Origin of the sequence: Spirosoma validum, from assembly GCF_014699035.1 — a bacterium.
In the GTDB taxonomy this organism is placed as follows: domain Bacteria; phylum Bacteroidota; class Bacteroidia; order Cytophagales; family Spirosomataceae; genus Spirosoma; species Spirosoma validum.
The window spans coordinates 39,346-57,958 of the sequence record NZ_JACXAA010000025.1; the positions used below are offsets into that span (position 1 = coordinate 39,346).

The 18,613-nt window shown below is 47.1% G+C and carries 14 protein-coding genes; 5 read left to right on the forward strand and 9 right to left on the reverse strand.

Annotated elements, in window-relative coordinates:
• Positions 1-23 precede the first annotated feature (23 nt).
• Together IC230_RS32270 and IC230_RS32275 are read right to left on the reverse strand one after the other, a co-directional pair.
• Positions 24-566 (reverse strand): hypothetical protein, encoded by a 543-nt coding sequence (locus IC230_RS32270; protein WP_191043213.1) that lies wholly within the window; start codon positions 564-566, stop codon positions 24-26.
• A 177-nt stretch (positions 567-743) separates the two neighbouring features.
• Complete coding sequence (locus IC230_RS32275; RefSeq protein ID WP_191043214.1) at positions 744-2,177, reverse strand: Gfo/Idh/MocA family protein; 1,434 nt, start codon at positions 2,175-2,177, stop codon at positions 744-746.
• A gap of 202 nt (positions 2,178-2,379) precedes the next feature.
• Between IC230_RS32275 and IC230_RS32280 the strand changes: the two genes are divergently transcribed.
• The 4 genes from IC230_RS32280 to IC230_RS32295 all read left to right on the forward strand — a co-directional run bounded on the left by IC230_RS32280 (position 2,380) and on the right by IC230_RS32295 (position 8,427).
• On the forward strand, positions 2,380-3,438 hold the full coding sequence (locus IC230_RS32280) for an SMP-30/gluconolactonase/LRE family protein (protein ID WP_191043215.1): 1,059 nt from the start codon (positions 2,380-2,382) through the stop codon (positions 3,436-3,438).
• Between the two features lie 168 nt (positions 3,439-3,606).
• On the forward strand, positions 3,607-5,592 hold the full coding sequence (locus IC230_RS32285; protein WP_191043216.1) for a peptidoglycan D,D-transpeptidase FtsI family protein: 1,986 nt from the start codon (positions 3,607-3,609) through the stop codon (positions 5,590-5,592).
• A gap of 31 nt (positions 5,593-5,623) precedes the next feature.
• The gene (gene rodA, locus IC230_RS32290; protein WP_191043217.1) at positions 5,624-6,904 is read left to right on the forward strand and encodes a rod shape-determining protein RodA; all 1,281 of its coding nucleotides are present in this window, start codon (positions 5,624-5,626) and stop codon (positions 6,902-6,904) included.
• A gap of 173 nt (positions 6,905-7,077) precedes the next feature.
• Positions 7,078-8,427 (forward strand): DUF418 domain-containing protein, encoded by a 1,350-nt coding sequence (locus tag IC230_RS32295; RefSeq protein WP_191043218.1) that lies wholly within the window; start codon positions 7,078-7,080, stop codon positions 8,425-8,427.
• Here IC230_RS32295 and IC230_RS32300 read toward each other — a convergent pair.
• The 5 genes from IC230_RS32300 to IC230_RS32320 all read right to left on the reverse strand — a co-directional run bounded on the left by IC230_RS32300 (position 8,416) and on the right by IC230_RS32320 (position 12,934).
• A complete protein-coding gene (locus IC230_RS32300) occupies positions 8,416-8,898 on the reverse strand; it encodes a DUF1440 domain-containing protein (protein WP_191043219.1) in 483 nt (160 codons plus the stop codon). The two genes, IC230_RS32295 and IC230_RS32300, sit on opposite strands and share 12 nt — an antisense overlap.
• Before the next feature lie 270 nt (positions 8,899-9,168).
• Entirely contained in the window at positions 9,169-9,630 is a 462-nt protein-coding gene (locus IC230_RS32305; protein ID WP_223861002.1) for a DsrE family protein, read from the reverse strand.
• A 16-nt stretch (positions 9,631-9,646) separates the two neighbouring features.
• On the reverse strand, positions 9,647-9,817 hold the full coding sequence (locus IC230_RS32310) for a DUF1059 domain-containing protein (protein WP_191043220.1): 171 nt from the start codon (positions 9,815-9,817) through the stop codon (positions 9,647-9,649).
• Positions 9,818-10,179: 362 nt separating this feature from the next.
• On the reverse strand, positions 10,180-12,459 hold the full coding sequence (locus tag IC230_RS32315) for an NADP-dependent malic enzyme (RefSeq protein WP_191043221.1): 2,280 nt from the start codon (positions 12,457-12,459) through the stop codon (positions 10,180-10,182).
• A 259-nt stretch (positions 12,460-12,718) separates the two neighbouring features.
• Positions 12,719-12,934 carry a hypothetical protein gene (locus IC230_RS32320; RefSeq protein ID WP_191043222.1) on the reverse strand — a complete coding sequence of 72 codons (216 nt, stop codon included), beginning with the start codon at positions 12,932-12,934 and terminating at the stop codon, positions 12,719-12,721.
• Between the two features lie 625 nt (positions 12,935-13,559).
• Between IC230_RS32320 and IC230_RS32325 the strand changes: the two genes are divergently transcribed.
• On the forward strand, positions 13,560-16,364 hold the full coding sequence (locus IC230_RS32325; RefSeq protein ID WP_191043223.1) for a hybrid sensor histidine kinase/response regulator transcription factor: 2,805 nt from the start codon (positions 13,560-13,562) through the stop codon (positions 16,362-16,364).
• A 95-nt stretch (positions 16,365-16,459) separates the two neighbouring features.
• Here IC230_RS32325 and IC230_RS32330 read toward each other — a convergent pair whose 3' ends face one another.
• Positions 16,460-17,527, reverse strand: a complete 1,068-nt coding sequence (locus tag IC230_RS32330; protein WP_191043224.1) for a fasciclin domain-containing protein — start codon at positions 17,525-17,527, stop codon at positions 16,460-16,462.
• Between the two features lie 691 nt (positions 17,528-18,218).
• A complete protein-coding gene (locus IC230_RS32335) occupies positions 18,219-18,386 on the reverse strand; it encodes a hypothetical protein (RefSeq protein ID WP_191043225.1) in 168 nt (55 codons plus the stop codon).
• Positions 18,387-18,613: the final 227 nt, after the last annotated feature.

An 18,613-nucleotide genomic window follows, 5' to 3' on the forward strand; every position in this document is an offset into this window, starting at 1 on the left:
ACGTTTACAACGTTTTGACGGGGTTACTGCGGAGAATAATTAATGGTCGTGCTGCCTGAGTTATTTAAATTATTGACTTCACCACCGCTACCTTTCAGGATAGTCACGCTGATGCCTGATCGTCCTGAGATCGTAGTGGTGAATAGTCCCGTTAAGCCAATCGTCGACATCTTGCCACCTGCTATTGCCTTCGTTGACTTGAAAATATAAAAATGAGGATTGGTAGTATCATCAAAGCTCCAGTCGGCATTTTGTACGCTGCTGTTATCAATCGACGTAGCCGTTGGATTGAATTTGAAATGAACAAACGACGTATCTTTCAGCATATACACCGTAATCGGCCCGGAGGTAGGCACTTTTTTTGTTTCAACCACATCGATGATGGCCGTTATGGGCGTGTTACTACGAATTACGTCAGGATTTATCGTGATTAATCCGACTAAATCAGGAACGGGCTTCTTAGCACTCTTTTTCTGATTGGCATCCTTCCCGATGGGCCGTTTCGTTTGAGCCAGACTGACTTGTGATACTAAAAAAAGCAACAGAACTGCGTAACAGATTTTCATCGTTTAAGTATACCTACACATGATAGGTCGTTTGTGAATTCGGCGGTTAAAAGTGAGAATTTTTGGCCACTTTTTCGAAGTGTTCGCATTTCCTGGTAAAACAAAAGGTGAACAACGCACCAGCTGTGTTTTGCTCACCTCTTTGTTTTGGGTTTACCCCAGACAGAAAATACCGCGCTACGTAGCGTTCAGAATTTTCATGTTGATCGGGTCCCAGCTAACAGCTTTCTTCTGAGCATAACTCATGTTTCCGCACTGCGTCGGACCGCAGGCACGTAAACCAAACGTAGCGTCTTCCACATTAGGAGCGCCGGTACGTATCGAGTTGAAGAAATTGACGAAGTGCTCGTACCGATCGCCTTTGTACTCTTTTGGAAACGCGTACTTAAACTCTTTTGGGCCAACCAGCTCTGGTGTCTGTGGATACAGTTTATTATACTCCGCTATGTACAATTCCTTCTGGTCTTTCGGGAAATTATCGATCGACATACCCGGCGCTTTCGGGAATTTGTTCCGGTGAACCGTCAGGCTGTCAAAACCAAGCGATAAGTCGCCTTCGGTACCGACAATCCGGACTAAATAGTTACCACCGCCACCATCGACAAAATTAGAACGGGTCGTCAGATTAAAGGCTGGGTGTTCCGGCGTCTGCGCATAATCGTAGATACTCAACTGAATATCGGGTACATCACGGCCATCTTTCCAATAGCGTGTACCTCCGCTTGAATAGACTCGATTGGGTCCTTTGGAGCCCGTGATGCAATGCAGTGACGTAAGCAAGTGAACATACAGATCGCCAGCGATACCAGTGCCATAGTCCGTGTAGTTCCGCCACCGGAAAAAACGAAGCGGGTCCCAGGGGCGTTTAGGCGCACTGCCCAGATACGTATCCCAATCGACGGTTTGCGGAGAGGCATCAGGTGGAATCGAATACTGCCAGGCGCCCATGGCACTGTGACGATCGTAAATAGCTTCGGCAAAAACGAGTTCACCAATGTCGCCCGCTTTCATGAGCTCACGCGCTTTGGCGATAAGCAGCGAACTGGCGAACTGACTGCCTACCTGAAAGACTTTGCCCGTCTCTTTAGCCACTTTAATCAGCTTATGTCCATCTTCGAACTTCTGCACCATCGGCTTCTCGCAGTAAACGTGCTTGCCTTTGCGCATGGCGTCCGTTGAGATTTTTTCGTGCCAATGGTCCGTCGTACCGTTGATGACAGCGTCCACGTCAGTACGTTCCAGAATCTCCCGGTAGTCTTTGGTAACCGGCAATTGCTCACCCCAAAGTTCTTTCGCCCGACGTAACCGTCCGTCATATAGATCGCAAGCGGCCACCATTTCAACGCCATCAACCATCAGCGCCGTTTGCGTGTCACCAATGCCCATACCGCCCGTACCGATCAGCGCAATGCGAACTTTATCGTTGGCTGCAGTGCTGCTATGGCTACGAACCAGATTCAGGTATTGGGGGAGGGGAGAAGTAGTCGTTTCAGCCAGTGCGGCTGGTGCTGTGGCGGCAGCCGTACCCGCAATGCCAAGCGTTTTTAAGAACGTTCGTCGCGAATTGGTTTCATCAGGAGTTGAAGAAGCCGCCCGTTTTTTGTCTTTCATGAACGAATTAGATTGGGAATTGGAGGAAAAATCCCTTAAAAATAAGCGAAGTTTTGGGGATAATTAAAAAGAGTAGCCAAACTACTTTGTCAAAACAAAGAGTTGTCCTGAATGTAGTACCCGACCCAAGCGCTAACGTTCGTCTGCCTAATAGCAGGGCTCACTCCAATATCAAACCTTTTTCGATAGATTGCCTAAACCCATGAGAACAAAATCCTTTGTATTTGCTGGTTGGCTGACCGCGTTCTGTACGCCAGCAATGGCACAAACGCCTAATTATCCAACCATTGGCCGGATTGTACGGACTGATCCGCGCATCGATAAACTGATTCCAAAAGATGCCAGAATCGAAGTACTGGCTAGTGGATTCAACTGGTCTGAAGGGCCAATCTGGGTAAAAAACCGTGGCGACCGGACCGCCGGACCGGAAACGGGTAGTTATCTTCTCTTCTCCGACGTACCGGAAAATACGATTTTTAAATGGACCGAAAAAGAAGGCGTTAAGCCATTTCTGAAACCATCAGGTTATACGGGCCTAGGCGCTTACGGCGGAGAACCTGGTTCGAACGGTCTTACTATTGACCCGCAGGGACGATTGATTGCCTGCGAACATGGTGACAAACGCGTAACGGCGATGCCGTTGGATGGAAGTGGTGGAAAGCGTACACTGGCTGATAACTACAACGGCAAACGCTTTTGCAGCCCGAACGACGTAGTGGCTGGTTCCGACGGCAGTTATTATTTCACCGATCCCCCTTACGGCATGCGTCAAGGTGAGAATGATCCCAACCGCGAAACAGATAGTTTCGGCGTTTATCGGATTGCTCCAACGAAAAATGGTGGCGCTGGTAACGTAACGCTCTTAGTTGGCGACCTAACACGGCCGAACGGCATTGCTCTCTCGCCCGATGAAAAAACACTCTACGTAGCACAATCTGACCCAAAGAATCCCCTGGTGATGGCTTATCCGTTACAAGCTGATGGTTCTGTGGGTAAAGGACGTACCATCTTCGGCTCCGAGGGCATGAAAAAACAAGGACTTGAGGGAGGATTTGATGGTATGAAGGTGGATCGATCAGGGAACTTATGGGTAACTGGCGCCAATGGGGTACTGGTACTCACCGCAACGGGCGAGTTCTTGGGTCATATTACCATTGGCAATGCTACGGCCAACTGCGCCTGGGGCGATGATGGCTCTACGCTGTATATCACCGCCGACATGCATCTCTGCCGTATCAAAACAACTGCCAAAGGATGGTGATATTTAATGATGAAGTATGAATGATAAGTGATGAACAGCTTACAGAGACGATAGGCGAACTTTCATTAATCATTTATCATTCATACTTCATCATTAACTACCTCTTTCATCGTTATTAAACTAACTTTGTAAAGAGTACGTAGCTTGAATTAGTAAGAATTAGTTCTCATGTTAGAGAATCGTAAGTGGGTCATTATCGGCGTTTTCTGCATCGTTGGCCTGCTCTATTTGGCCCGGTTATTCTATTTGCAGGTTCTGGATGATACCTATTCCTTGGGGGCCTCGAAAAACTCCATCAAACGGGTGATTGAGGTGCCGTATCGGGGGCAGATCTATGATCGAAATAATAAACTGTTGGTCGATAACACGCCGGTTTACGATCTATATGTAACGCCTAAGAAAGTCAGGATTTCAGATACAACCGCTTTCTGCAATCTAATGAACCTGACTAAGTCCGAGTTCGACAGCATTATCGGGTTGGCTAAAAATTACTCGATGGTAAAACCGTCGCTTTTCCTCCGTCGGCTATCGAAAGAGGATTTTGCGCGCATACAGGATGCTTTAGTGGACTTTAGAGGTTTTCAGCCACAAATCAGTTCCGTACGTAATTATCCTGGACATACGCTGGCTAATGCGTTGGGGTACATTAGCGAAATCAGCCGTAAAAAACTCGATGAGCAGGAATATCCTTATTACCGCCAGGGCGATTACATCGGTCAGAGTGGACTGGAAAACTTCTACGAAGAACAATTGCGGGGTCGGCGGGGTGTCAAGTTTATGATGCACGACGTGCATGGGGTCAATAAAGGTTCGTGGAAAAATGGTGAGTACGATACGTTGGCGGTAGCGGGCAAAAACCTGATTACCGGGATTGACTCCGATTTGCAGCGGTTTGCCGATAGTCTGATGCTGAACAAAGTAGGCGCTATTGTTGCCGTTGAACCGTCTACGGGTGAGATTCTGGCCTCGGTATCAGCACCCACCTACGATCCTAGTCTGTTATCGACTCGTGTCTTCTCCAAGAATTATGGGGACCTGATTAAAAATCCGTACAAACCGCTGTTTAATCGGCCGGTCATGGCCAGTTATCGACCGGGTTCAACGTTTAAATTGATCCAGGCTTTAGTCGCGCAGCAGGACGGTACGTTATTTCCGCATACGGTTTATGGGCATGCAGGTTCGCCGATGCGGTGTCACTGCCGTGGGGGAAATGACCTGCGTGGCGCTATCGGAAACTCCTGCAATCCCTATTTCTATCAGGTATTTCGGCGAATGATGTATAACAACGCCGAAACAAACACGTTCAAAGCGTCAGCGATCGGTTTAGCCAGATGGCATGAGCGGGTTGAAAAATTTGGTATTGGTCAACAGCTTGGCGTCGATCTGCCCAGCGAACGCCGGGGAAATCTGCCCGACGTACCGTATTACGATAAGATGTATAAAGGCGCTAATCGCTGGAAGTTTTCGTATGTTTCCTCGCTTAGTATTGGTGAGGGCGAACTCCTGATTACGCCCCTGAAATTAGTGAACTTAGCGGCTTCTATTGCGAATCGGGGCTGGTTCATTACGCCCCACTATATCAAAGGCTTTGGTAAAATGGGCGCCGATATACCGCGTGAATACGTTGAGCGTCATGAAACGGGTGTAGAGCGTCAATACTTCCTGCCGGTCATTGATGGTATGCGTCGGGCAGTTGTGAGCGGTAGTGCGAAATCCGCTAACCTGTACGGCCTCGATATATGCGGCAAAACCGGTACGTCGCAAAACGCCAAGTATGGGCATAAATATGATCACTCCATTTTTGTCGGGTTTGCACCCATGAATGACCCCAAAATTGCCGTTGCTGTTTTTGTCGAAAATGCGGGCTGGGGTGGCGACGTAGCCGCACCCATTGCGGCTCTGGTAGCTGAGCGATTCATTAAAGGCCGTACTGATTCGAAACGATTGGCGGCCCGACTTCGTGCCGCTACGTATCTGCCGCCAATTGGTGGGGTTCCGACTTATAAAAAGCCGGTGCCGATGAAAAAAGACACAACCTCTGTTCATCGGCGCGATACGATCAGACGAATGCCTACACCGAAACCGCTTGCGCCCAGACCGCTCATGACGGCCATTCAAGCTCAAAGTATTCCTGCGGCAGGGTCGCAAAAATAAGTGCCCCCCGTTTATTTGATATCTGTTTACAATGGCGCGCCATAACGACCCATTTGCCCAACCCATCGACTGGGTCACCCTACTGCTTTACATAGCCTGTGTAGCTATTGGCCTGACCAATGTCTATGCGGCTGTCTACAGCCCGGAAGACCAGACCAGTCTGTTCGATTTGTCAACCAATGCCGGCAAGCAGCTGATGTGGATTGGCACCACGGTCATTCTGATTATCTGTATTCTGGTTGTTAACCATACGTTTTTCGATACGTTCGCTTTTGTCTTTTACGGGGTCATGATTGTTCTGTTGTTGCTGGTGCTGGTGGCTGGTGCAAACATCAATGGATCGCGGTCGTGGATTAAGTTTGGCGGTTTTCAGATTCAGCCAGCCGAATTTGCTAAAATGGCTACAGCTCTGGCACTAGCCAAATACCTGGATATACCCGGTGTGAGTTTAAATAAGCAACGGGATCTACTCTACGTGGGTGGAATCATCCTGTTGCCCTGCATCCTGATTCTGGCGTCCAACGAAACCGGTTCGACACTCGTTTTCGCATCATTCGTGATTATGCTTTACCGCGAGGGCTTACCGGGTTGGATTCCAGCTCTTGGCCTGACGGTAGCCACGCTGTTCGTTCTGGCGCTAATCTTTCCGAAGCTGTATATTTTTGCCGGGATCGTAGCGCTCCTGGCAGTGATTGTTCTGTTGATGCCGCGCTACAATCGCACCGCTCAGAATCTGATTTCGATAGGCCTGATCGGGGTGGGTATGATGGTTGTCGTTATCGGGGTTGACTTTTTTGTCAACGACGTATTGCAAAAGCACCAGCGGAATCGTATCAAAGTGCTCGTCGACCCTACCATTGATCCACTGGGTGTGGGCTGGAACGTAACGCAGGCCAAAATAGCGATTGGTTCAGGACGGTTGTATGGAAAAGGGTTTTTGCAGGGTACGCAAACTAAATTTGATTTCGTCCCCGAGCAGAGTACCGACTTCATTTTTTGCACCGTTGGTGAAGAGCACGGCTTTCTGGGAAGCCTAGTCGTTATCGCTCTATTCCTTGCGCTATTGTCGCGGATTGTGATTCTAGCGGAAAAACAACGTACCAAATTCGCCCGGGTGTATGGGTACTGCGTAGCGGGTATTCTGTTCTTTCACGTAATTATCAATATTGGCATGACCATTGGTTTGATGCCTGTGATCGGTATCCCGCTACCTTTCTTTAGCTACGGAGGCTCATCGCTCTGGTCGTTTTCCATTCTACTGTTTATTTTCCTCAAACTCGATTCCCGCCGATCAGCGCTGATGCGGAGGTAAGGAACTTGGCTGTACTTAACTTTTCCGGCTGTAATTCATTGCCGTAAACGCAATGCGTTGACCGTTTAAGAGAAACCTCTTTTCTAATTCAGAGAAGAGGTTTATTTTTATGTATATTGATTTACAGAGCTTTATAGTGTCATTATCCATTTTCACTTACATCTTCCTCGTTTATGGAGTCAACAGGTACGGTTTCGGCAGAATCAATTATTACTCGTCAGGAATCTGTTCAGCCTGTATCACTTGCTGAACGGGTTCAAACCATCGACATCATACGTGGTGTGGCTCTGCTGGGTATTCTCCTGATGAATATTCCTTTTTTTGGACGAGCTTTTTACCTGGAATCAGAACCCTTATTGCATCCTGGTAGCACCGATTATAACGTGTTCGTGTTTATTGCCATTCTCTTTGAGGGGAAGATGCGGGCGTTGTTCTCCATGCTTTTCGGAGCTGGAATACTTATTTTCATCGGCCGGAAAGAAGAGACTGCTGGGAGTAGTTCTGCTGATTTTTATTATAGACGACTCCTCTGGATGGTGCTGTTTGGTGTCATTCATGAATACGTACTGATGTGGGTAGGGGATATCCTGTTCGACTACGCGATCTCGGGTCTGTTTTTATATCCCTTCCGAAAGCTGAAACCACGTCAATTGCTTCTGTGCGCGTTGGTGTGCATCGTTATCGGCGGTATAAAAGCCGAACGACGTAATGTGCAATTTCGCGAAAAACGAGAAAAATACGTACAGGTCATTGCTCTCGAAAAAGCCCACAAGAAATTAACGGATGCCCAGAAGAAAGACAAAGAGACCTGGGAAAAGACCGTTAAAGATTTTCGGCCCGATCCGAAAGCTGTTGCCGAGCTCAATCAGAACATGCGTTCAGGCTACGGTACAGTTTTCAAAACCCTGGAGCCAGAGAATATTCGTTTCCACTCTACGTATCTTTACCTTGGTATTTGGGATATGGTAGGTATGATGTTTCTGGGAATGGCGCTGTTTAAATGGGGATTCTTTTCCAATAAACTGCCAACCCGAACGTATTGGCTGACGCTGCTGGTGGGCTATGGAATTGGCATACCTATCAGTTTTGTCGGCGTATACTTGTTGCAGCAACTCGTAACTAACCCCACCCTGTTTGCCGATACGTATTGGATTTCGCCTGCTGTGGGATACGATGTACAGCGAGCGCTGGTAGGCATTGGGCACGCTAGCTTATTGTTATTGCTTTATCGTTCGGGGGCCGTTACCTGGCTGATGCGGGCTTTATCGAATATCGGCCAAATGGCGTTTAGTAACTACGTATTGCAAACGCTTTGCTGTACCTTATTTTTTAACGGCTATGGCTTGGGTTATTTTGGTAAGCTGGCGTATCATCAGTTGTATTACGTTGTTGGCGCCGTCTGGGTTATCAACTTACTATTCAACGCAATCTGGCTGCAATTTTTTCGGTTTGGACCACTGGAATGGGCATGGCGAAGCTTGACGTACTGGCAACCACAGCCTATGCGTAAACTATCGGCCTAAATAGTACTTGCTCACAACAAGCGATATGGGTAAGCCAACGCATACCATAATGATGCCTGATCCGATAAGGACTTTGGACAGTTCAAACGTTTGGGGGGTAACGTAGCTAAGTGGTAGCACCACCAGATTCATAACTACCCAAACGAAAATACCGTATAGCAACCCACTGATAGCCGGAGTGACGATAAAGCGACGTAGCGCCGGATAAATCACAAAGAAAAAAGAGGCCCAGATCAGGGCGATCAGGAAATGAAAAACTAAACCCCAAATGACCATACCGGTTCCACGCGTGAGAGCCTCTTTCCCGAAAACACTACTTGCCACATACTTCCAGACAACAGCCGGATTTTTGCCCCCTCGAACCATAAACATTCCCATGGCGGCCAAGGCATCCAACAGGCCAGCAATTAACCCCGCCCGCAGAATGGTACGAATAAACTTATTGGTTATTGACGAATTTGCCTGGCTCATGATGGAACTTAGGTATAGGCAACAAATCGCTTTATTTATGCAAGATTAATTGATGACTATCTTGCTCATTTCCTGTCAGTTGCGGCCCCGTAAAGAGCATAGCTAAACCCGTTGGTATACAATCGTCATCAAGGGAAGAAATAAGTACGCGGATCATAAAACAGTTGTTTATTTGTTTATGAACCGAAAGCTAAATCGCCGTTCAATCCAAGGGCAAACTTTGATTGAACGGCGATTGCAAGTCACGTGGGAATTGAAGCACCGGGGTTATTAGTACGTAAAAATTCGATCACTATCAGCGGCCAGGCGAACCAGCACCGTGGGCATGGCAAATTCGGCTGGTTTACCAGCAATATCGGTATCCGTAATATTGCGCGCTTTCGACGACATACCCGATAAATAAAACCGCCCACCTGCTTTAACAATCGCGTCGTAATGATCGCGGAGCTTACCGGTGCCAAGACCAACTACTTTGTCCATCTCGCTATCCTTGAGCAATGTAACGGCATCGCCAGCCAGAAAAAGCGAGACGGTATGGCCTTCATCAAGGGCCGTTTTTGCTACCAGAAAAGCCAGGGCTGCCTTCGTAACATTGTCGGGGCCGCAGGTGACGTGCACTAAAAATTTCATTTTCTTTCCAGTTGGCGTAGTAGCTGGTGATGATTGAGCGTAGACCGTTGTAGTGGCTAAAAAGGCCCAGAGGGCGATAACTAAATACCGGTTCTTATTCATGAACGTAATGTGTGGTTTACGCTTCGTGAATCAATGGTTTGATCTGTTCGGCTATTTCTGGCGTAATGGTTACGTTGTGAACTTCCTGGGCGTGTTGGGCAGCCAGTTGGAGTACGTCGGCTTCCGTTTCGCCTGTAACAATACCTGGGCAATCAAAGCCAACATCTTTGCAGCGTAATTCTTTCATGGCGGAATGAATTTTTAGTGGAATGATAAATGAACGGATGAGAATTTCAGGAATTTCTATCTTTTCGCTCAATACGCTCAACGGAGCATTTCCTGGGATTTTCCAACGACTATTTCCTGATTTTCAGGTACATAATTTTACGTAGAATTATCATATATATGGCTAACTGATCAGGTATAATTACTTAACGGTATAATTATCTAATCAGGAAATGGCTTGACACCCAATAACGAATAAGGCTTCACAACGTAGCGTTGACACAGGATTTTATACCTGCTGACGCTACGTTGTAAAGCCTTTAATCGTGAGGGCAGATTTTTCAATCTGCCCTCACACAACTGATCGAATTAGCTAATCAGATTTCAGGAAATACCCTGTGCTTCGACCACGGCAATCGCTACCATATTGGCAATCTCCCGCTCCGATGAACCGAGCTGCAAGACGTAAACCGGCTTACGCATGCCCAGTAGAATAGGCCCAATAACATCAAAACCAGCCGAACGGGGCCCGGCTGTTTCGCGCATGAGGTTATAAGCAATGTTAGCCGCCGATAGATTCGGAAAGATCAGCGTGTTAGCGCCTTCATCCACCAGTTTGCTGAGCGGGTAATTCTGACGTAGTAAATCAACGTTAAAGGCTAGGTGAGCCTGCATCGATCCGTCCACAATCATATCGGGGTGTTTTTGCTGGAGGATTTCAGCAGCCTGCTGCATTTTGTCGGCATCTTCGCCCTTTGCGCTACCAAAGTTTGAGTACGTGACCAGCGCAATCCGGGGTTTGATATTGAATCGTTCAACAGCTCGGGCGGTCAATTCCGTAATCTCGACAATCTCTTCAGCCGTAGGGTCCATGTTAACCGTCGTATCAGAAAAAAATAGCGGTCCACGATTCGTCAACAGAATATACATACCGGCCACTTTCTGAACGCCCGGCTCTTTACCAATTACCTGCAAAGCCGGACGTATCGTATCAGGATAGTTGTGCGTCAGCCCCGAAATTAGTGCGTCGGCCTGACCCGTTTCGACCATCATGGCGCCGAAGTGTGTACGGGATAGCATCCGCTTTCGCGCGTCAGTCACTGTGGTGCCTTTTCGGTACCGCTTCTTATAAAACAGGTCGCCAAATTTCTCGACCAGTGCCTGCTCCTCGCGTGGTGTAATGATCGTAACATCTCCCAAATCCAGGTTATTTTGTGTAATCATCTCCTGAATAATCGCTTTTTCGCCCAGCAGAATCGGATAAGCAACGCCATCGTTTTTTACCTGCTGAGCCGCTTTGAGCACCTTCAGGTTTTCGGCATCGGCAAAAACAACTCGTTTCGGATTGGTTCGCGCTTTCCGGTTGATCACCCGGGAAATGCGCGTATCCTGACCCAGCCGTCGGGCCAGCTGGCTCTCATAAGCTTCCCAATCGGTAATGGGATGTTTGGCTACGCCCGATTCCATAGCTGCTTTGGCAACGGCGGGCGCAACGGTTTCCAGTAAGCGGGGATCAACCGGTTTAGGAATAATATAGCCCCGGCCAAACATCAGATTATCCGTGCTGTAGGCCAGGTTGACCAAATCCGGAACAGGCTTCTTCGCCATATCGGCCAGCGCATGAACAGCCGCCAGTTTCATCGCTTCGTTGATTTCCGTGGCCCGTACGTCGAGTGCTCCCCGGAAAATGTAGGGGAAACCCAGTACGTTGTTCACCTGGTTTGGATAATCAGATCGACCCGTTGCCATAATGATGTCGGGACGAGCCGCAAGTGCCTCTTCATAACTGATTTCAGGCGTAGGGTTGGCCATCGCAAACACAATCGGATCATTAGCCATCGAACGGACCATGTTCTGACTGACAGTGTTGCCCTTCGACAAGCCAATAAAGACGTCGGCTCCAACGAAGGCTTCTTCGAGCGTATGCAAATCGCGGGATGTAGCAAACAGGCTTTTTCGCTCATCAAGATCAGTCCGATCCGCGCGGATAACGCCTTTGCTGTCGCACATCACCACGTTCTCGACGTTGGCTCCGAGTGATACGTATAATTTAGTACAGGAAATAGCCGATGCGCCCGCGCCATTGATTAAAATTTTTGCTTCGCCAATCTTTTTGCCCACCAACTCCAGCGCATTCAGCAGGGCAGCCGCCGAGATGATAGCTGTACCATGCTGATCGTCATGCATGATGGGAATATTCAACTCGGCTTTCAGTCGTTCCTCAATTTCGAAACACTCCGGCGCTTTGATGTCTTCCAGATTTACACCACCGAACGTTGGCTCCAGAATTTTTACCATCCGGACAAACTCATCGACGTTTTTTGTGTCTAGTTCGATGTCAAAAACATCAATATCGGCGTAAATTTTAAAGAGCAGTCCTTTGCCTTCCATAACCGGCTTGCTGGCTTCGGGACCAATATCGCCCAAACCCAGCACAGCGGTCCCGTTGCTGATTACGGCTACCAAATTGCCCTTGGCCGTGTATTTATACACGTCTTCGCGGTTCTCGGCGATGGCTAAGCAAGGCTCGGCAACGCCCGGCGAATAGGCGAGGGATAAGTCGGCCTGGGTGCTGTAATCTTTGGTGGGGATAACTTCGAGTTTACCGGGACGGCCTTTGGCGTGATACTCGAGAGCATCTTCGCGACGTATTTTCTGCTGCATAAATTGGATCTAAGACAACTCGCTGATGGGGAATTAGCACAGAATTAAAAGACCTCACCGTCAGAAACCGGATACGTATCAATCCGTACGAAATTACAAATCGACTCCTTGGGTGAAGAATTGCGGCAAAAGTACAACAAAACTCCCCCTACTTTTATAAAATATCTTTATAAGAGTAGGGGGAGAAAATCTGGATCGTAGATAACCAGGAACTGTTACGCAATACCGGATTGAAATCTAGTGTTACGTAACCACTAACTTACTCGTTCGCCAACTGGTGATATCGATTGATGCCTACCTGGGCCTTTGGCAAATCTAAAGGCTTGCGTTCAGTTAATCGACGGCTTGTTGATTCAACCGGCTCAACAGTCGAGTGCTGGATATTCGAGGTAAGTGCCAGCAACGCTGCTACCTCCGTATTCAGATGGTGGAGCTGTTGTTGCAGGGAGACAAGTTGTTTTTCTAAGGAAGTCATGATGTTAATGAATGATTGCTCTGGGAGCAGTTAATTTATAAAGTGGAGCAGTTCCGCACGTAGCAAGTACATGGCTTAGTGCGGGTGAATCTGCCTGAAAAGACGATATGATAAGTAGCGATTTCTGGATAGTCTAGTACCGCTGAATGGAGCCGCAGAACGAGTTAAACACTCGAACACTAGGGTATTGCTCTGAATAAAATCTAAAAAGAAGTAACGAGAAAAAGTACAAATGCTAATCCACGTCGATTTGACTTTATTTTCGTGTTTTAGCGCGTGTAATAATTTCATGATTTAATTAATTTACTAATAGTCAATTAGAAAGAGAATAACTTATGGATATATCCTTTCACTTATACAACAGAATACAATAGAGGAATAGTTTAGATTTATTAATATAGTGCAAAAAGTGCCTCTGATTTTTCATTGAAAAGTCAAATTATACAAGTGATTCTTAAGGAAGTATTATGGATTTTGAAAGCAAAAATGGATTTGTCCATGACATTAGTGTGGTTTCTTCGGAAACGATCAGAAATAAGTCTGTCAAAATCGGACTTTTTTAGGAGTTTGTATTCAAATTCTTATACGTTATCTTTGGTCAATGCCGACACCCTGGCTCTTCCTCATGAATTTTTCTGCTAACTGGTTAACGAAGCATATGGCTTCTTTTTCTGGAAAATACGCGTTTATCAAGAAAAGAATAAACTGGATTGTTCTTTCGGCAATAGGGCTGCTGGTGGCGGCCTGTAATACGACTGAGCCTGATAACACGTACCGCATTGGTTTCTCCCAACGTACCGGAACCGATAACTGGCGCAAAACCATGCTGGAGGATATGAATCGGGAGCTATCCTTTAATCCTGAGATCGATTTTCTGGTTAAAGATGCAGGTGGCCAAAGTGCAAAGCAGGTTGCGCAGATTCAGGAGCTTATTAATCAAAAGGTTGACCTGCTTATCGTCTCGCCCAACGCAGCCTTACCGATTACACCCATCGTTGAAAAAGCGTATCAACAAGGTATTCCGGTTATTATTCTGGATCGGCGTACGGCTTCTGACCAGTACACAGCCTATGTTGGTGCTGATAACGTTGAGGTTGGTCGTACGGCAGGCATCTATGCCAATACCCTCCTGAATGGCGCGGGTAACGTAGTGGAAATTGGTGAGTCGCCCGGCTCATCGGCTGATATTGACCGGCATCGTGGGTTTGCGGAAGTGATCAGCAAGCACTCTGGTATCCGACTGGTCGCCAAGCTGGATGGAGACTGGGATAAGCGTTCCTTTGACGAGAAACTAACGCAACTGCTGAAAGCGCAGCCGGCCATTCAACTCATTTTTGCTCAGAATGACCGCACCGCTTTAAAAGCGCATAAAGTATGCCAGCAGGCTGGTCTGGGAAAGCAGGTGAAAGTAATTGGGGTGGATGGGCTGCCCGGTAAAAACGAGGGTATCGACCTCGTAGAGCGTGGTATTTTGGAGGCTACCGTACTGTATCCAACGGGCGGCAAAGAAGCGATCCGTACGGCAATTGCCATTCTGCATAAACAACCGTTCAAACGGGAGAATCGTCTGCCTATTACGCTCATTGACTCAACCAACGTGCGGATTATGAAGCTTCAGAATCAGAAGGTCATTGAACAACAGACCGATATTGAGCGTCAAAGTCAGCGTATCGATGAACTGAATCAGACCTATACGTCGCAAAAAAATACGCTGTACCTTACGCTGGGCAGTTTGATTGTTGCCCTTCTGTTGGGAGGATGGGCCTTGTATCTGTTCCGTACGAAGCAGGTCGCTTATCAGACGCTGGAAAATCAGAATCAGGAAATACTGGATCAGAAAAATCAAATCGAAGCGGTATCGCAGCAGGCCCGGCTGGCTACGGAAGAAAAACTACGATTCTACTCCTACATCTCCCATGAATTCAATACGCCCCTGAGCCTGATTCTAACGCCAACGGAGGACTTGCTAAGCAAAAAGAATGTGAGCTCGCACGATCTCAGAGGTAGTTTGTTACTGGTGCAGAAAAACGCTTATCGACTCCTACGGCTGGTTGACCAGATGCTGGATCTGCGTAAAACAGACGCCGGAAAACAGCGTCTGCGAACGGCTGAGCAGGATCTGGTGGCCTTCGTTCGGGATATTGTTCAGGATTTTAAGCGCAAAGCCGAAAAGCAACGTATCGACCTGCAACTGATTACGACCCTGCCGGATCAGCCGCTTTGGTTCGATGCCGAGAAACTCGATAAAGTCCTGTTCAATTTGCTGTCGAACGCCTTTAAATACACGCCTAAAGGTGGCCTGATTCACGTACGGCTGGATCGAATCAATAGTCAGGTACGAATACAGGTGCAGGATAATGGGCAGGGCATGACACCCGACGAACAGGAACACGCGTTTGATTTATTTTATAGCGGTAGCAAACCGTTTAATCTGGCGAAAGGATTAGGACTAGCCTTATCAATGGAATTTATTCAATTGCATCGGGGCGATATCTGTGTGAAGTCTGAACCTGAAAAAGGTACTACGTTCACAATCCTGTTGCCGGTAGGAAACGAGCATCTGGACGCTGATGAAATGGTTGGGCCAACTGGTCCTAATGCTGCTGGATACCTGCACAATGTCGATGTAGAAGATGGTGAAGAAACCCTGTCGTCCCTTACGTTACCAGCCAAACATGCCGGTACGTTATTGATTGTTGAGGACAACGATGAACTACGAACTTTCTTGGCGAATCGCCTTAATGGTGAGTTCGATATTATTACTGAAACGGATGGAGCAACTGGATGGGAGCGTGCGCTTGAAACTATTCCCGATCTGATCATCAGCGACCTTATGATGCCGGGCATGGATGGACTACAACTGACGCAACGTATCAAAACTGATCTTCGAACGTCGCATATTCCGGTGATTTTATTGACGGCCAAAGGTCAGATGGAAAACCAGATTGAAGGAACCCGTGCCGGGGCCGACGCCTATATCACTAAGCCGTTTAACACGACGTTTCTGATCGAAACACTACGTACTATGCTGGCCAATCGACAGAAGTGGCAGCAGCGTTTCGCGTCTGATTTTTCACCCCAGTCGGGGGGCAATCGACCAGAGAAAAAATTCATCAACGAACTGACCGCGCTGGTCGAGCAAAACCTGAGTGATCCAGCGTTTGGCGTTGAAAAACTAAGCCGCGAGATGGGTCTTTCGCGGGTGCAACTCTATCGAAAAGTACAAGCACTGCTCGATATGAACGTAATGGATTACCTGACGGAAATCCGGCTCAAACGCGCCAAATACCTGCTGCGGGAAACCAATAAGCCTATGGCCGACATAGCTATCGAAACAGGATTTAACTCAGCGGCCTATTTTACGACCTTCTTCAAACAGCATACCAAGAAGACACCATCGGAGTATCGAAAGTCACTGACGAATGCCTGAACAGAGGGGTATAACTAATTCAGCTTTCTCCAGATAGTAAAAACAACGCCGGGTGATTTTGCCCGGCGTTGTTTTTTAAATAGCATGTCAATATGCTATTGAATCAGAAGAACCCGATCAATAATATGTACCACTCCATTAGACGCTATTTGGTCGGCCTGGGTGACGTTGGCTGCATTGGTACCATTCCCTTTGCCTAAAATGGTGACTTTGCCGCTACTGACATTGGTGCGAATACTGGCACCCTGCGCCGTAACGATGTCGGCTCCGTTCTGGAAGGTCTGAGTGAACGCCTGATAATTAAGCAAATGGTACAGTAACAGATCCGATATTTTTTTCTGATCGGCTGCTTTAATAGCGGCTTCATCGGCATAACCCGCGGCCTTGAAGGCATCGTTGGTAGGTGCGAAGAGCGTATACCCGTTCTGCGTACTCTTATTTAGGAGGTCCTGCGTGCTCGAACCAGCCCGATCAATGGCTGCCGATAGTAGTGACAGGCTTGTGTTACCTTTTATAAGCGCAGTGAGATTGCTCGTCGAGGGCATTAACACCTGATTGATTATGTGTACGACGCTATTGGTCGTCGCGTTATCGCCCTCCGTGATTTTAGCCTGATTAACGCTGATATCGCTCAAGCTAGTCTTAAAGACAGAAACGACATTGCTGGCCAGGCTGGTCTGATAAACCGTGTTGACACCTGCCGGAATAGAGGACCGATCGACGCGGGAATTGATGATATGATACCGTAAAATTCGTTCCAAAGCTGCGGCCGGCGCAGCTGAAACGGCGGCTTCGTTAGCATAGCCAGCGGCTTTGAAAGCATCGTCTGATGGTGCAAAAACGGTAATGTTCCCTTTACTAAACTCACTGGAAATTCCCGACCGGGTGATGGCTGCTTTCAGAAGTGTAAGATTACTTTTCTGGTTAATGAAGTCAACTGTAGGCAATACAATTGCTGTTCCTGAGCCTGGATTTGTGGTGGTACCTGAACCTGGATTTGTGGTCGTTCCTGAACCTGGATTGGTCACCGTCCCTGACGTGGGGGGCGTGGTTCCGCCATCAGGATCGGGGGTATTCGTAGTACAACTGTAGAAAAAAGGTGTGGCTGCAAACAGCAGTAGAAAGGTACTTTGTTGAAAGTACCTGTGGATTGACTGGAGCATACGTTGAGTAATTAAAGTGAATTAATAAATAAACTATCAGCAAAAAAAACACCTCCGTCTTGATCTGATACGACCAAAACTTCCCATAAAAACAGGCTTTTGCGCGAGATGTTTTTTTGCCCATCACTTAATTAACGGGTGAATTTGTAGGATATTACTAATTAAAGACTCGACAATACAGGGTTTAACTATAAACTTTATACATGTTAGTATCAAAAAGATGACTTATGATGGCTTGCAGATTTGACATAGTAAATTAGTAATATACGATCATAAATATTAAGGAAAGGCTAGGAAATTCTGACTTTAGCGCTGCAAAATCAAGACACAAAAATGAGTTTTTTAGGGGCGTAATCGGGCCATAAACTACAGGCTATGCTTGATAGAGACGGAATTGATTCGTCAACTATAATCCAGCCTAAACGTGTTGGGCATTGCCTAAGAGAACTATATAATGCTTGCAACCATCAGCGCAGGGGAGCGCTTCGATACTACTGAAATAACTGACGAAAGCGTAACTAAATACAAATGAAACTATCAGTAAGAAAGGTATTCCGCTTTGCCTGAGTTGCTACGGGACTATGTTTTATTGCTTGGAACGTAATGTCCTACCAGGCTTGTGATCTTGATGAGGCTACGTTTACAACAACGAATATTGTCGAGGTAAGTCAAACGGATGATTTTAGTGCCTTCAAAGCGAAATCGGGTAATTCACAAACGGTTTGTTTTGACCAAGGGAGATAATTACGCCCAGTTTGGCTATTATGGTTCGCCATTGGGTGATGACCAGGCCCACAGCAGGATAACCCGAACCTAACAACAGCGCCTTGCTGAACACGCTATCATAGGAACCCCGCAAAGGATTTAGAAACTGTTTAAGTTAACGTGAGTTATGGATAATTATCAAAATAAATAACTCATTTTTAAGTGATTATAGAGTGTTTTTTTGTCATCCCGACGCAGGAGGGATCTTCGGCAATAAGCGTCTTTTTTATATTTTCCGAAGATTCCTCCTGCGTCGGGATGAACTGTGTTAAGAAACAATAGGTAAGGCTAATTTTTGATCATATTTTACCCCACTTCGGG

Bases quoted from the DNA above. Each gene is read 5' to 3' on its own strand.
- IC230_RS32270 (WP_191043213.1), bottom strand. From the start codon at position 566: ATGAAAATCTGTTACGCAGTTCTGTTGCTTTTTTTAGTATCACAAGTC.
- IC230_RS32275 (WP_191043214.1), bottom strand. From the start codon at position 2,177: ATGAAAGACAAAAAACGGGCGGCTTCTTCAACTCCTGATGAAACCAAT.
- IC230_RS32280 (WP_191043215.1), top strand. From the start codon at position 2,380: ATGAGAACAAAATCCTTTGTATTTGCTGGTTGGCTGACCGCGTTCTGT.
- IC230_RS32285 (WP_191043216.1), top strand. From the start codon at position 3,607: ATGTTAGAGAATCGTAAGTGGGTCATTATCGGCGTTTTCTGCATCGTT.
- rodA (WP_191043217.1), top strand. From the start codon at position 5,624: ATGGCGCGCCATAACGACCCATTTGCCCAACCCATCGACTGGGTCACC.
- IC230_RS32295 (WP_191043218.1), top strand. From the start codon at position 7,078: ATGGAGTCAACAGGTACGGTTTCGGCAGAATCAATTATTACTCGTCAG.
- IC230_RS32300 (WP_191043219.1), bottom strand. From the start codon at position 8,898: ATGAGCCAGGCAAATTCGTCAATAACCAATAAGTTTATTCGTACCATT.
- IC230_RS32305 (WP_223861002.1), bottom strand. From the start codon at position 9,630: ATGAATAAGAACCGGTATTTAGTTATCGCCCTCTGGGCCTTTTTAGCC.
- IC230_RS32310 (WP_191043220.1), bottom strand. From the start codon at position 9,817: ATGAAAGAATTACGCTGCAAAGATGTTGGCTTTGATTGCCCAGGTATT.
- IC230_RS32315 (WP_191043221.1), bottom strand. From the start codon at position 12,459: ATGCAGCAGAAAATACGTCGCGAAGATGCTCTCGAGTATCACGCCAAA.
- IC230_RS32320 (WP_191043222.1), bottom strand. From the start codon at position 12,934: ATGACTTCCTTAGAAAAACAACTTGTCTCCCTGCAACAACAGCTCCAC.
- IC230_RS32325 (WP_191043223.1), top strand. From the start codon at position 13,560: ATGAATTTTTCTGCTAACTGGTTAACGAAGCATATGGCTTCTTTTTCT.
- IC230_RS32330 (WP_191043224.1), bottom strand. From the start codon at position 17,527: ATGCTCCAGTCAATCCACAGGTACTTTCAACAAAGTACCTTTCTACTG.